12 protein-coding genes are annotated in these 12,824 nt (G+C 62.3%); 8 read left to right on the plus strand and 4 right to left on the minus strand.

Going from position 1 to position 12,824, the window contains the following annotated elements:
• Positions 1-108 precede the first annotated feature (108 nt).
• The 8 genes from AC1DX3_RS18900 to AC1DX3_RS18935 all read left to right on the plus strand — a co-directional run bounded on the left by AC1DX3_RS18900 (position 109) and on the right by AC1DX3_RS18935 (position 7,922).
• Positions 109-1,266: a TadE/TadG family type IV pilus assembly protein gene (locus tag AC1DX3_RS18900; RefSeq protein ID WP_476990884.1), complete on the plus strand. Its 1,158-nt coding sequence runs from the start codon at positions 109-111 to the stop codon at positions 1,264-1,266.
• A complete protein-coding gene (locus AC1DX3_RS18905) occupies positions 1,263-1,781 on the plus strand; it encodes a response regulator (RefSeq protein WP_476990885.1) in 519 nt (172 codons plus the stop codon). Before AC1DX3_RS18900 ends, AC1DX3_RS18905 begins: the two co-directional genes overlap by 4 nt.
• Positions 1,782-1,936: 155 nt before the next feature.
• Positions 1,937-2,731: an alpha/beta fold hydrolase gene (locus AC1DX3_RS18910; RefSeq protein ID WP_476990886.1), complete on the plus strand. Its 795-nt coding sequence runs from the start codon at positions 1,937-1,939 to the stop codon at positions 2,729-2,731.
• A complete protein-coding gene (locus AC1DX3_RS18915) occupies positions 2,728-5,052 on the plus strand; it encodes a PAS domain S-box protein (protein ID WP_476990887.1) in 2,325 nt (774 codons plus the stop codon). The genes AC1DX3_RS18910 and AC1DX3_RS18915 overlap by 4 nt, the downstream gene beginning before the upstream one ends.
• Positions 5,049-5,468 carry a response regulator transcription factor gene (locus AC1DX3_RS18920; protein ID WP_476990888.1) on the plus strand — a complete coding sequence of 140 codons (420 nt, stop codon included), beginning with the start codon at positions 5,049-5,051 and terminating at the stop codon, positions 5,466-5,468. The genes AC1DX3_RS18915 and AC1DX3_RS18920 overlap by 4 nt, the downstream gene beginning before the upstream one ends.
• 135 nt (positions 5,469-5,603) lie before the next feature.
• On the plus strand, positions 5,604-5,843 hold the full coding sequence (locus tag AC1DX3_RS18925; RefSeq protein ID WP_476990889.1) for a FeoA family protein: 240 nt from the start codon (positions 5,604-5,606) through the stop codon (positions 5,841-5,843).
• A gap of 1 nt (position 5,844) precedes the next feature.
• Positions 5,845-7,671 carry a ferrous iron transporter B gene (gene feoB, locus AC1DX3_RS18930; RefSeq protein ID WP_476990890.1) on the plus strand — a complete coding sequence of 609 codons (1,827 nt, stop codon included), beginning with the start codon at positions 5,845-5,847 and terminating at the stop codon, positions 7,669-7,671.
• Positions 7,668-7,922, plus strand: coding sequence for a DUF6587 family protein (locus tag AC1DX3_RS18935; RefSeq protein WP_476990891.1), 255 nt, complete (start codon positions 7,668-7,670; stop codon positions 7,920-7,922). Before feoB ends, AC1DX3_RS18935 begins: the two co-directional genes overlap by 4 nt.
• 140 nt (positions 7,923-8,062) lie before the next feature.
• Here AC1DX3_RS18935 and AC1DX3_RS18940 read toward each other — a convergent pair whose 3' ends face one another.
• From AC1DX3_RS18940 to AC1DX3_RS18955, 4 genes are all read right to left on the minus strand, one after another.
• Entirely contained in the window at positions 8,063-9,808 is a 1,746-nt protein-coding gene (locus tag AC1DX3_RS18940) for a sensor histidine kinase (protein ID WP_476990892.1), read from the minus strand.
• Positions 9,805-10,410, minus strand: a complete 606-nt coding sequence (locus AC1DX3_RS18945) for a response regulator transcription factor (RefSeq protein ID WP_476990893.1) — start codon at positions 10,408-10,410, stop codon at positions 9,805-9,807. Before AC1DX3_RS18945 ends, AC1DX3_RS18940 begins: the two co-directional genes overlap by 4 nt.
• 102 nt (positions 10,411-10,512) lie before the next feature.
• Entirely contained in the window at positions 10,513-11,655 is a 1,143-nt protein-coding gene (locus tag AC1DX3_RS18950; protein ID WP_476990894.1) for an aminotransferase, read from the minus strand.
• A 36-nt stretch (positions 11,656-11,691) separates the two neighbouring features.
• Positions 11,692-12,738: an ABC transporter substrate-binding protein gene (locus AC1DX3_RS18955; protein WP_476990895.1), complete on the minus strand. Its 1,047-nt coding sequence runs from the start codon at positions 12,736-12,738 to the stop codon at positions 11,692-11,694.
• Positions 12,739-12,824 lie beyond the last annotated feature (86 nt).

Consider the following 12,824-nt stretch of genomic DNA (forward strand, 5'->3'; position numbering starts at 1 on the left):
CTTACTAAGTAAATCTTAAAATCTTACTGCTATGCCTGCTCAAGGCTGGGAATAAAGCTGATGGTATGGCGGAATTTGCTTAGGGCTATGTGGCGTGACGGTGGTAATGTGACCACCTTCTTTGCCATGGCCGCCGTTCCTCTGCTGCTGGCCGTCGCCGGCGCCGTCGAACTGACGGATATGTCGGGCCAGAAGTCGCGCTTGCAGGCGGCCACCGATGCCGGCGCCCTGGCCGGAGCCAGCCGGCTGTCACTTGCGCTTTACGACGGCGATACCGAGGCCACCTCGGCGGCAGTAAACACTGCGACGGAAAACCTGGGTGGCAAGCTGGACGGGCGCTTCACCGTTGTCATCGACCACGCTGCCGGAACCCTGACGGTCAACGGCCAGGCCGACCACAAATCCCTGATCGGCTTCATGGACTTCAACAAGACCCTGAACGCCACCGCCACCGCCGAAGCCTTGCAAAAGACGCCGCTGTGCGTTCTGCAAACCGATGCGGGCGGAATCTCGTTGTCCAGCAATTCGACCATTCGGGCTCCCGGCTGCCTCATCCATGCCAACGCCAATATCGCTGTCGCCAGCACAGGCATGATCTCGGCGGAACGCATCCAGGCCACCGGTACGGTCAGTGGTCCGATGTCGCCCCAGGGCAATGCCGGCGCTATCGCCATCCCCGATCCTTTCGCCGGCATGAACCTCAACCCGACCAGCCTGTGCACGCTAAGTCTGAATGTTGCCGCCACGCCGTTGCTGGGCGACACCAACCTGGCGCCGGGTGTCCATTGCCTGCCGATCCTGGCCGTGGGCAAGGCGCACATCCATCTTTTGCCCGGCGATCACTATTTTGTCGGTGGCCTGATCATGTCGCAGAACTCGACCCTGGACGGCGACGATGTCGCCCTGATCTTCAGCCCGCTGCAAATCTTCAACTTCGCCAATCAGGCCACGGTCCGGCTGACGGCGCGTAAGTCCGGGCCGTTCGCCGGCTTCCTGATCGCCACCAGCCGCGACAACACCAAGACCTTCAAGATTTCCTCGACCAATGTCTCCCAGCTTCTGGGCACCATCTATATTCCCAACGCCACCTTGCAGGTCACATCGACTGGCAATGTCGCCCAGGACTCCGACTGGAGCATCATCGTCGCCAAGCAGTTGTCGCTGAGCAACGGTCCGACCCTGGTCATCAACAATAATTACATCGGTTCCGGCGTGCCGGTGCCCAAGGGCGTCGGCCCGAACAACGCCACGGTGCTGAAACAATGAGCGGACCTTTCGTCGATTTCCAAATTAACGCCCGGCTGCTTGTGGTCGATGACGACCCGATTCTGCGCGAATTCGCCGTCGCCCACCTGGCGACGCCCAATGTCGAGGTCGAGGTGGCCGAAGATGGCATGGCGGCGCTGGAGCGACTGGAACAGGGCGGCATCGACATCGCCCTGGTCGACCTCGGCATGCCGCGCATGGGCGGTTTCGAACTGATAGCGCGTGTGCGCAAGGATCCGCTGCTGCAACACCTGCCGATTATCGTGGCGACCGGCCGTGAGGACATGGATGCCGTCGACCGGGCCTATGCCGTCGGTGCCACCTCCTTTATCGTCAAGCCGTTGAACTGGCGCGTTCTGTCGCACCAACTGGCCTATGTCTTGCGCAGCGGCCGGGCCGAGGCGACCCTGCGTGCCGAACTGGCGGCGGAAAAGAAGCTGTCGGCGGAGAAAACCCGGCTGCTGAAATTGGCGGCCCAGGCGGGTTTGATGGGCGGGACATCTTCGGCGGCCTGATTGATAACGGTAAAAGTTTCTCGTGGGCACTCTGCTTTAAGGTCTATCTTAACCGGGATTATGTAACCTCCGGCATCAGTCCCTTCGCAAAATGCGTGCGTATCCTTATGTCCTTACCGTTATCCCCCTTAAGCCCCGCCACGTTAAGCCCCGTTATGCGCCGCAATGCCGTCACCGTAACGGGGACCGGCAAGCCTTTGCTGTTTCTGCACGGTTACGGCTGCGACCAGACCATGTGGCGCTATATCGCACCGGAATTTACCCGCCACCGTCAACAGGTGCTCTACGATCACACCGGTTCCGGCCGCTCGGATCTGAACGCCTATGACAAGAGCAAATATGCCACGCTGCACGGTTTTGCCGACGACCTGATCGAGATCTGCGAGGACCTGAATCTGCAGGAGGTCGACGTGCTGGGCCACAGCGCCAGCGCCATGATCGCCCTGCTGGCCGCCAAGAAGCGTCCCGATCTGTTCGACCGTCTGATGCTGCTTGGGCCGTCGCCGTGCTATATCAACAATGGCGACTATGTCGGCGGTTTCGAACGCGCGGGGATTGACGAACTCCTCGACTTCCTCGCCCTCAACCACGAAGCCTGGGCCGCCCAGATGGCGCCGGCGGTGATGGGCAATGCCGACAGGCCCGAACTGGCCGCGGCCCTGGAAGTCTATTTCCGCAACAACGATCCGGCCATCGCCCACCACTTCGCCCGCACCATCTATATGTCCGATCATCGCGCCGACCTGGCCGGCATGACCACGCCCTGCCTCATCATGCAGTGCGCCGACGACATCGTCGCGCCGGTCGAGGTCGGCAGCTACCTCCACCGCCACCTGGCGAACAGCCGGATGGTCGTCCTCGATACCGAGGGACACTATCCCCAGTTCAGCGCCCCGGCCAAGGTGACGGCCGCCATGCAGGCCTATCTTGCCGAGGCACATCCGGCATGAGTCCCCCTTCTACCGACATGTCGTTCGATCAGGCGCCATGTGGATTGGTCGTCTGCGACGGCAATGGCGCCATAATCCGCGCCAACGCCTATTTTTGCGATATGAGCGGCTATGCCGATGGCGTGGTCAGGACGTTCGGGCGCTGTCTGACACGGCCGTCCCAATTTATCTTCAATGCCAAGGTGCTGCCGCAACTCAATACGATGGGTGTGGCGCGCGAAATAGCCCTGACCGTGGCCGGTCCAGATGGCGCCGGCGTGGCCGTTCTGGTCAATGTCAGCAAGATCGTCAGTGACGCCGGCGCCGTCGAATATCATTACGCCGTATTACCGGCGCGCGAACGCCGCGAATACGAGCAGGAGTACCTGCAGGCCAAGGCGCAATTGACCCAGTATCGCGATTATCTTCAGATGGCCGAGAAACTGGTCCATGTCGGTCACTGGCATGTCAGTCTGGCCACCCGCGCCTGCTACTGGTCGCCCGAAATCTACGCCATTCTCGGCTGCGATCCCAAGACGTTCAAGCCTGTCCTGGGCTCCCACGAAGCGCTTCTCCACCCGGACGATCGCGCGGCTTCCCAGGCGATTGTTGCCGCGGCGATCGCTTCCGGCGAGGCCTTCACCTTTCAAACGCGCGCGGTCCGCGCCGACACCGGAGAAATCCGCACCGTGAGCTGCAGCGGCGTGTGCGAACGCGACGCCACCGGCAGGGTCACCGGCCTGTTCGGCGTGTTCAAGGACCAGACCGAGAGCCTGAGAGCCCAGGAACAACTGGCCCAGAGCGAGGCGCGCTATCGCCTGCTCGCCGACAATGCCAGCGACGTCATAACCGTGACCGATGTTACCGGCCGCATCGAATATATCTCGCCGTCGGTCGAACATGTGCTGGGTTTCCCGCCCGAGGACTTTATCGGCAAGACGGTGCGCAGTTTCGTGATGGCCGAAGACTATCCTGCCGTCGCCGCGGCCTATCGCGCCTATGCCGCCGGTGGAAAATGGGACGACGCGCCCCATATCCGCTATCGCATCCTGAATCGTGACGGCCGCGAGGTCTGGCTGGAAGCCCACCCGAAAGCCATTCTTGGCGATGACGGCCAGGTCCTGCGCTTCCAGGACGTCGTGCGCGACATCACCGAACAGAAGGCGACTGAGGACGCCCTGGCGCAGGCGACGGTCGAAGCCAATGCCGCGGCCGACGCCAAGGCGCAATTCCTGGCCACCATGAGCCACGAACTGCGGACGCCGCTGACCAGTATCATCGGCTTTTCCAGCCTGCTGCGCGACCTGCTGGTGGAAAATGAGCAACATCGCCGTTACAGCCACCGCATCTGGGCAGCAGGACAAGGCTTGCTCAGCCTGATCAACGACATCCTCGACCATTCCAAACTCGATGCCGGCCATCTCGAACTGGATTTGGCGCCGTGCGCGGTCGGCGAACTGGCCAGGGACGTGGTCGACCTGCTGAGCATTCAGGCCGAGGCCAAGGGCATTGCCCTGCGTTTGACGGGCGACCTCTCCGGCGAACTGATGCTGGACGAGGTGCGCATGCGCCAGATACTGCTCAACCTTATCGGCAATGCCGTCAAATTCACCGAATCGGGCAGCGTTACCGTCGCGCTCAATCAAGGCTCCGCCAAGGGTAAGAGCCACTTGCGCGTCTCGGTCAAGGACACCGGCGTCGGTATATCGCCCGAGGGTCAAAAGGCCCTGTTCCAGCGCTTCAGCCAGGTCGATCACAGCGTCGGCGGCACGGGCCTGGGCCTGCTCATCTGTAAGCAACTGGTCGAACTGATGGGCGGTCGTATCGCCGTCGCCAGCCGGCCGGGCGAAGGCTCGGAATTCTGGTTCGAAATACCGGTCGCATCCTGCGTTCAAACCGTAGCCGCCACCCCGGACTGGCTGGGTGAGGATGCTCGCCTGGGCCAGGTTCTCGTCGCCGACGACCACGCCGCCAGTCTCGATGTCGTCAGCGTGCTGCTGCGTTCGCAAGGCTACAGCGTCGATACGGCGCACAATGGCGCCGAGGCTCTGCAAGCCTGTATCGAGCGCCGCTACGACCTGATCCTGATGGATGTCGCCATGCCTGTCATGGATGGTCTGCTGGCCGCCCGCGGTATCCGATCCAGCAGTGAATTGAATGCCCGCACGCCCATTATTGGCCTGACCGCCGGCGGTGGCGACCGTCGTCTCGACTGTCTGGCGGCGGGTATGTGCGACCTGGTGGCCAAGCCGATCTTGCCGGCGACGCTTCTGCTGACCGTGTCATCGTGGCTCCGCGATGGCGAAACCGACAACGCTTTGCGCAAGGAGACAGCGCGATGACCATGAGTGACAAGCGCCGGATCCTGATCGTCGAAGACAATCACGATATCGCCGAACTGCTGGTCATCCGGCTTGAGCTGGCGGGCTATATGACCAGCGTGGCGCGTAATGTCGACGGCGCCCTGTCGCAGGTCTTCAGCTTCAAGCCGGCCGGCATCCTGCTCGATATCGGCCTGCCCGACGGTGACGGATTTGCCGTGCTGAAAGCGCTGAAAGTGGGCGCCAAGACGCGCGATATACCGGTCTTGATGCTGACGGCGCGTCAGGCCATGAGCGATATCCAGCGCGCCCTGGCCCTGGGCGCCCAGGATTACGTCACCAAGCCATTCGACGACCAAAAGCTGTTGCAGCGCGTGGCGCGTTTGCTGGGCCTGCCGATCCCAAAGCTTGTCAAGGAACAGACGCTCTACAGGTAGGGCGGAAGTAAGACGTTTTGAAACATTCGTGTTTCACGCCCTTCTTGCAAACTCAACCGCCTGCGACATGACAACGCATTAAGACTGCAAATCATTCGCTTGACCCCCGGGGTCGTGAAATGATAATCATTCGCAATGAAACTGACTGACCTGCCTGCTTTTGCTCCGGCCCTTGTAACCGGCGTGCGTGACGTAACCGAAGGCGACTCCATCGCCAACCGCCTGCGCGAGCTGGGCTTTGTCGATGGCGAGCCGGTAACCGTGGTGGGGCGTGGGCCTATCGGCGCCGATCCGTTGCTGGTTCAGATCGGTTTCACGCGCTTTGCCCTGCGTCGCGCCGAGGCGGCGCGCGTGACTGTCGAGCAGGCAGCATAAGATGGATGCCCTGACCATCGCCCTTGTCGGCAATCCCAACTGCGGGAAGACGGCCCTGTTCAACCAGCTGACCGGCGCCAAGCAGAAGGTGGCCAACTATGCCGGTGTCACGGTCGAGCGCAAGGAAGGTCAGTTCACCGCGCCCAGCGGCCGCAAGGTCCAGGTGCTGGATCTGCCCGGTACCTATAGCCTGGAGGCCATGGGCCCCGACGAAATCATTACCCGCGACGTCTGCCTGGGCCGCCGACCGGGCGAGCAAATGCCGGACCTTATCGTCTGCGTCGCCGATGCCACCAATCTGCGCCTGCACCTGCGTTTCGTGCTCGAAGTCAAGCGCCTGGGCCGCCCGATGATCCTGGCGCTCAACATGATGGATGCCGCGCGCGCCCGCGGTATCCGCATCGATCGCGATCTGCTGGAAAAGGCGCTCGGCGTCCCGGTCATCGAAACCGTCGCCGTCAAGGCCGGCGGCACCGCCGACCTTGTCGCCCATCTCGACCGCAATGTCGCGGCCCACATCCCGACTGTCGACGACCAGGATGACCTGCACGCCCAGGTTCGCGATATCCTGCAGACCGCCGTCGTTATGCCGACGCGTACCTCCGGTATCGACGACAGGCTGGATCGCGTGTTGCTGCACCCGGTTTACGGCGTGTTGATCCTGCTGGCCGTCATGTTCGTCGTCTTCCAGGCCGTTTTCACCGGCGCCACGCCGGTCATGGATCTGATTACGGCGGGTTTCGACTGGCTCGGCAATCTGGTGCGCGCGGGGATGCCGGACGGGCTGCTGAAAAGCTTCATCGCCGATGCGGTGATTGGCGGCGTCGGATCCGTCATTGTCTTCCTGCCGCAGATTCTGATCCTGTTTTTCTTCATCCTGTCGCTGGAAGAATCCGGCTACCTGCCACGCGCCGCCTTCCTGCTCGATAACCTGATGTCGAAGGCCGGCCTGACCGGGCGTTCCTTCATTCCGCTGCTGTCCAGCCATGCCTGCGCCATCCCCGGCATCATGGCGACGCGATCGATCCACGATACGCGCGATCGCATGACGACTATCCTGATCGCGCCGCTCATGACCTGTTCGGCGCGCCTGCCGGTCTATTTCCTGCTGATCGGCACCTTCATTCCCGAACAGACCCTATTCGGCTTCCTGAGTTTCCGCGCCCTGATCCTGTTCGGCATGTATGTGATCGGTATCGTTGGCGGCCTGCTGGTCGCCTTCGTCATGAAGCTGTTCCGCAGCGACAAAAGCGAACATCCCCTGATGATGGAATTGCCGTCCTATCGCCTGCCAACCGCACGCAACCTGGCCATCGGTCTGTGGGAACGCGCGCGCATCTTTATGCGGCGCATCACCGGCACCATCTTCGCCGCCAACACCATATTGTGGGTACTGACCAGTTTCCCGGGCAAGCCGGCCGGCGCCACCGGACCGGACATCGATTATTCGTTCGCCGGCATAGTCGGCCACGCCCTGCAGCCGGTGTTCGCGCCGGTCGGTTTCAACTGGCAGATATGCGTTGCCCTGATCCCCGGCCTGACGGCGCGCGAAGTCGCCGTCTCGTCGCTGGGCACGGTCTATTCCGTCGCCGGCAGCGACGATAGCGCCACCACGGCGCTCAGTCACATAATCGGAGCGCAATGGTCGCTGGCGACGGCGCTGTCCCTGATCGCCTGGTACGTTTTCGCCCCGCAATGCATGTCGACCCTGGCGGTCATCCGCCGCGAAACCAATTCGTGGAAGATGGTCGGCATCACCGCGGGCTACCTGTTCGCCCTGGCCTATATCGCCTCCTTCATCACCTATCAGATCGCGGTACGACTATGATTTACGCTATTGTCCAGGCCGTCATTATCTCCGCCGTCGTCGCCTTCAGTCTTTGGCAGGTGGCGCGCAAGGTCATGCCGAAAAGCGTCCATGCCTTGCAGGTCAAAGGTTCGGAAGTCCTGAACCGCGCCGATATGCCGGTGGTCGTCCAGGCGGTCGGTAAATCCCTGCAACCGTCCACCGCGCCAGCCACGGGCTGCGGCAGCGGTTGTGACACCTGTAAGGCCTGCGCCAGTTTCAAGAAGGTTTAACAGCGTAGGCGGCTACAGTTTTCATCATCGATCTGTGCGAATGCGACGCAAACTTAACCTATTCGGAGCGTTCGTTGTAATGGAGTGCCCCAAAAGGCCCACATCTACTCCGAATCTCCACATTTTACCGGTTTCGAGACTTATCCCTGACTGGCCAAATGGTTCAATAGCGCTCGCAGGCGCGCCGGATCGACCGGCTTGTGGATCAGAAAAACACCCCCGGTTTGCGCCCGCCGCATCAGATCTGAATCGACGTCGCCGGTGATCAGAGCCAGGCCCGCTGTCGTGCCGGCCTCTTTCAGGCCCGTCAGAAAGTCCAGTCCGACATGGCCTTCGCGCAGGCGATAATCGCACAGCACCACCTGGAACGGCGCGCCCTGTAATGCCGTTCGCGCCTCATCCAACGTACCGGCGACGGCGAAATCCAAACCCCACCCTGTCAACAGCAGATCGAGCGCCTCGCGCACCGCCTGGTCGTCGTCGACGATCAGCACGCGCAAGCCGGCGGTCAGGTCGGCGATCGTCGATTGCGGCGCCTTGGCCACTGTAGCCCCGGGCGTCTCGCGCTTCAGGTCGAACGAAAATCGCGAGCCGCTGCCCAGTTTTGACACCAATTCAATATGGCTGTCCATCAGCACCGCCGTGCGCGCCGCGATGGCTAGCCCCAGACCCAGCCCCTTGCGGCGGTCGCGCTCGGTATTGCCGATCTGGACGAACTCTTCGAAGATGCGGACCTGGTCGGCGTCGTCGATGCCCTGGCCGGAATCGGTGACCTGCAAGCTGACGTGAGAGCCGCGTCGCCGTGCCGCGATCAGCACCCCGCCGGCCGCCGTATAGCGCAGGGCATTAGCGATCAGGTTCATCAGGATCTGCTCGCTCAACATCTCGTCACCGCACACCCATAACGAAGTCGGGCGCAGCCGCAGCGTCAGGTTCTGCGCCCGCGCGATCGGAGCGAAATAGTGCTCCAGCCGGTCGAACAAAGGCTGGACGGCAAAGGCGGTCATGTCCTTGCTCACCGCGCCGGCCTCCAGGCGCGACAGGTCGAGCAGGCCGTTGAACAGAGTCTCCATGGCGCCGATATTGTCCTGGATCTTACGTACCAGCTCATGGCCGTCGGTATCCAGGGCAAAGCTTTTCAACGAGCCGGAAAACAGACTCAGCGCATAGAGCGGCTGGCGCAGATCGTGGCTGGCGGCCGCCAGGAACTGAGACTTGGCGAGGTTGGCGGCTTCTGCCTGGCGCCAGGCGGCTTCGGCGCGTTCTCGCGCCAGCCGCGTCTCTTCCAGCAATTCGATGTTCTCGAAGCGGATGGCGAAACCTTCGCGCAAAGCCCGGCTTTGGACGCGTGAAAACAGGATCATGATCAAGGCGAACAGGGCCGAAGCCAGGCCCAGGACAATATGGCCGAAATCGCCGACCATCAGCATCTTGACCAGGACCATGACGAAAATGGTGCCAACAAAGGCGTAGCAGCCCGGCAGGTTATAGGCATTGCCGGGCACGCTGCCGGCTGAGATGCCATAGAGGCCGCACAGGGTCAAAGCCAGGGTTATAGGTTCTGTCGGATGGGTGAACAAGAAGACCGTGGCGCCCCAGATCAGACCCGCCACCAGCATATAGCCGGTATAGGCATGCGCCCACAGGGCCAGTTCGGCATCTGTCGGTTGCCTCCGACGATAGACCAGCAACAGAACCAGTCGCACCACCTGGCTGAGCGCCTGCACGACCAGCCAGGCGATGACCAGGCCGTGCGGCGAATAGGGCCAGGCGGTGAAGCCCATAAAGACGGTGACCGTGATGGCGGCGGCGAAAGAGTTTGGGACCTGTTTATACAGGGTCAGAATGGCCTGGACCGTGACCGGGTCGATGGCTCGCGTCTTCACGCGATCAGTCCGCGGGAACGCGCTTCCATGACCGCCCGGATGCGGCTCTGGACACCGAGATGCTTGAAGATGACGGTGAGGTGGGCGCGCACGGTGCGGTCGGCCAGGCCTAGGCGGTCCTCGATCTCCTTGTTGGCGCAACCCTTGCCCAACAGGTCAAGCACTTCAAGCTGGCGCGGCGTCAGGGCATCGTCGTCGCCGTCTTCGGCTTCATCCGGATCGTCGAAATGGATGCCGCCCGCCAGGATATCGTCGAGCGCCGCCATGATGGCGATGGGGTTGAGGCTCTTCGAGATGAAGCCCGAGGCGCCGAGATGTCGCGCCCGCAACCGCGCCGCCCGGTCGTCGCGGCCGGAGATCATCACCCGAGGCGTCAACGGATCCAGCCGCGCCAGGGTTAGCAAGGCGTCGAAGCCCGAGCCGTCGGGCAGCATGATGTCGATGAGGATGCAACTGACCGGCTGAGCGGATGCCAGGAACTCGGTCGCCTCGGCGATGGTGGCGGCCAGGGATACCTGGAACGACGGTCTCTGTCCCTGGCAGGTCGCGACGAACCCACCGCAGAACAGGGGATGATCGTCGATCAGCAGGATGTGGGTCATTCAGGCCGCGCGCACAGGGATGCTAAAGAACTCTGTTATAACGCTTATTTTCACTTTGGGCAGTGCAAATATGCCTGAATAGCCGTTTCCCGCGTCCGCCCCTTACCGGCTGGCGGCCAGGGCCTTGGCGCCGGCTGTCAAGCTGGCAAACGACTTGGCGAAGCACAATCTCAGGACCGGCAGGTCGCGGCCGCTGTCGCAAAAGGCCTGTAGCGGTATCGAAGCGACGCCGTGATGCTCGACCAGGGTCCGGGCATAGGCGAGGCCCGAACCGGCAATGTTTGATGCCGGCAGGTCGATATTGACGAAATAGGTGCCTTCACTGGGCAGCAGCGCGAAACCGGCTTCGCTCAGCAGGCCGGCCAGATAGTCGCGTTGTGCTCGCAGGTCCGCCAGGGCTTCGTCGAATCGTGCCTTCGGCAGGCCGAGGCCATAGGCGACGCCGTGTTGCAAGGCAGGCGCCGTGGCAAAGGTGATGAATTGATGGGCGCGGACGACGGCGTCGACCAACTCCGGCGCCGCGACGACAAAACCGACCTTCCAGCCCGTGAGGGAAAACATCTTGCCGGCTGAGCCGATCTTGATCGAGCGTTTGGCCAAGGCCGGCACGTGCAGCACGCTGAGGTGCGGCTTGTCGAAAACGACCTGTTCCCAGACCTCGTCGCTGATGACGACTGTGTTGAAGCGTTCACAATAGCCGGCCAGCAAGCTCAGTTGCTCATGGTCGAAACAGTGGGTCGTCGGGTTGTTCGGCGTGGTGATCATGACGGCGCGCGTCTTGTCATTGAACACCGCCTTCAGGTCGTCGTCTGAAAAGCGCCAATGGGGCGGCGACAGAGAGACGATACGCGGGATGCCGCCGGCGCGCCGGATCAACGGCACATAGGCATCGTAAACCGGCTCGAAGACCACGACCTCGTCACCCGGCGAGATCACGGTCAGCAGGGCGGCGCAGATCGCTTCGGTGGCGCCGGAGGTAATCAGAACCTCGCGATCGGCATCCAGTTTGATACCTTGATGAGCGCCGTAAAACTGCGCAACCGCCTCGCGCAGAACGGGAAGGCCGCGCATCGGGGCGTATTGGTTGGACCGGTCGCGCAAAGCGCGGGCGGCGGCTTCGCGCACGTCGGGGAAGCCGTCGTCTTCGGGAAAACCCTGGCCGAGATTGATGGCGCCGCGCGCCTTGGCCTCCAACGACATGGTCTCGAAAATGCTGGTTTTTAATTCGGCAAAGACAGGATTCATCGGGCTCCCTCGGGTTACGAACCTGTCTTAACCCACTTAGGCGTCTTCGTGAATGCGCGCCTGCGCCGCGGACAGGACGTCGGCATTGATCCACGCACCGATCGCATGGTCGCGAGGCAAGAGATGATGGCTTTGCAACCAGGTTTGCAGGGTTTCCAAAGCCGCCAGGCGTTCGGGCTCTAGACCCAGTCCGGCGCCGTCGACCAGCAGTGTGCCATAGGCCGCTTCGGCATCGCCGTATTCGACCTTGCCTTCCAGCGCCGCCTGTTTCAGCGCTTCACGCGGGAAGTCGCGCGCCCAATGGGCCGCTTGCAACAAATTACCGGTCAGGCGGGTGACGATGTCGGGACTGAACTCGAGCAAGGTTTGATCGACTGTCAGGGCGCGCAGTTCGACCAGGCCGGCGAGGCGGGCATCACCCTTGATATCCTCCGGTGAGAAACGCTTGACGACTTTCAGATGCGCCGAGCGCGCCAGCTCGATACCCTTGGCGCCATAGAGGATGGCGACATCGGTCTGGCCGCTGAGCAGGGCTTCAACCTCGCGCCGCGCCACATCGCCGAACGGCACACTGGGGTGATCGGCGACGACCGGTGCGAATTCGATGTCCTGGGTCGGCACACCGGCATAGGCCAACACGGCTTCCCAGGCGCGCAGAGAACGCACCTGAGCCGGGGAGAAGTTGCCGGCTTCCTTCGGTAGGGACAGACGACGCCCGACAAGCTCGCGCAGGTTCGTGATGCCCTGGCTGGGGCGCGTCACGATGCTGATGGCATGCCAGGTCTGGCCGACAGCCAGCAGGCGCGAGCGACCGTTTAATCCGTGCGCCCACAGAGCCGTCGCCGCGTCCGCCTCGCGGATCAGGTTGGGCAGGCTGTGATCGAGATGGCCCTGGCGGACGCTGGGTGTCGAGTTTTCGCGCACCGAGACGATATAGACATTTTCGCGAAGGAACTCGCGCTGCAACACACCGCGATTGGCCACTAGGCCCATGGCCGTCAAGGTTGGGCAGCGCGCATACCATAGGCTTTGCGGCGTCGCCGGGGTCTTTGACGGCGTGACGGGCGGGCGGAATACGGACATGGCAGGGTCTCCAACTTGCGGCAGGTGGAAAGCCTATCATTTCAGTGTAGATTTGGCGCGCCAGAAATTTTGGTTGCTCAGGCGAC

The sequence above is a fragment of the Asticcacaulis sp. P2_B1 genome (assembly GCF_056404915.1).

Excerpts from the sequence above, each read along its gene's own strand:
- AC1DX3_RS18905 (WP_476990885.1), top strand. The coding sequence starts at position 1,263 with ATGAGCGGACCTTTCGTCGATTTCCAAATTAACGCCCGGCTGCTTGTG.
- AC1DX3_RS18910 (WP_476990886.1), top strand. The coding sequence starts at position 1,937 with ATGCGCCGCAATGCCGTCACCGTAACGGGGACCGGCAAGCCTTTGCTG.
- AC1DX3_RS18915 (WP_476990887.1), top strand. The coding sequence starts at position 2,728 with ATGAGTCCCCCTTCTACCGACATGTCGTTCGATCAGGCGCCATGTGGA.
- AC1DX3_RS18920 (WP_476990888.1), top strand. The coding sequence starts at position 5,049 with ATGACCATGAGTGACAAGCGCCGGATCCTGATCGTCGAAGACAATCAC.
- AC1DX3_RS18925 (WP_476990889.1), top strand. The coding sequence starts at position 5,604 with ATGAAACTGACTGACCTGCCTGCTTTTGCTCCGGCCCTTGTAACCGGC.
- feoB (WP_476990890.1), top strand. The coding sequence starts at position 5,845 with ATGGATGCCCTGACCATCGCCCTTGTCGGCAATCCCAACTGCGGGAAG.
- AC1DX3_RS18935 (WP_476990891.1), top strand. The coding sequence starts at position 7,668 with ATGATTTACGCTATTGTCCAGGCCGTCATTATCTCCGCCGTCGTCGCC.
- AC1DX3_RS18945 (WP_476990893.1), bottom strand. The coding sequence starts at position 10,410 with ATGACCCACATCCTGCTGATCGACGATCATCCCCTGTTCTGCGGTGGG.
- AC1DX3_RS18950 (WP_476990894.1), bottom strand. The coding sequence starts at position 11,655 with ATGAATCCTGTCTTTGCCGAATTAAAAACCAGCATTTTCGAGACCATG.
- AC1DX3_RS18955 (WP_476990895.1), bottom strand. The coding sequence starts at position 12,738 with ATGTCCGTATTCCGCCCGCCCGTCACGCCGTCAAAGACCCCGGCGACG.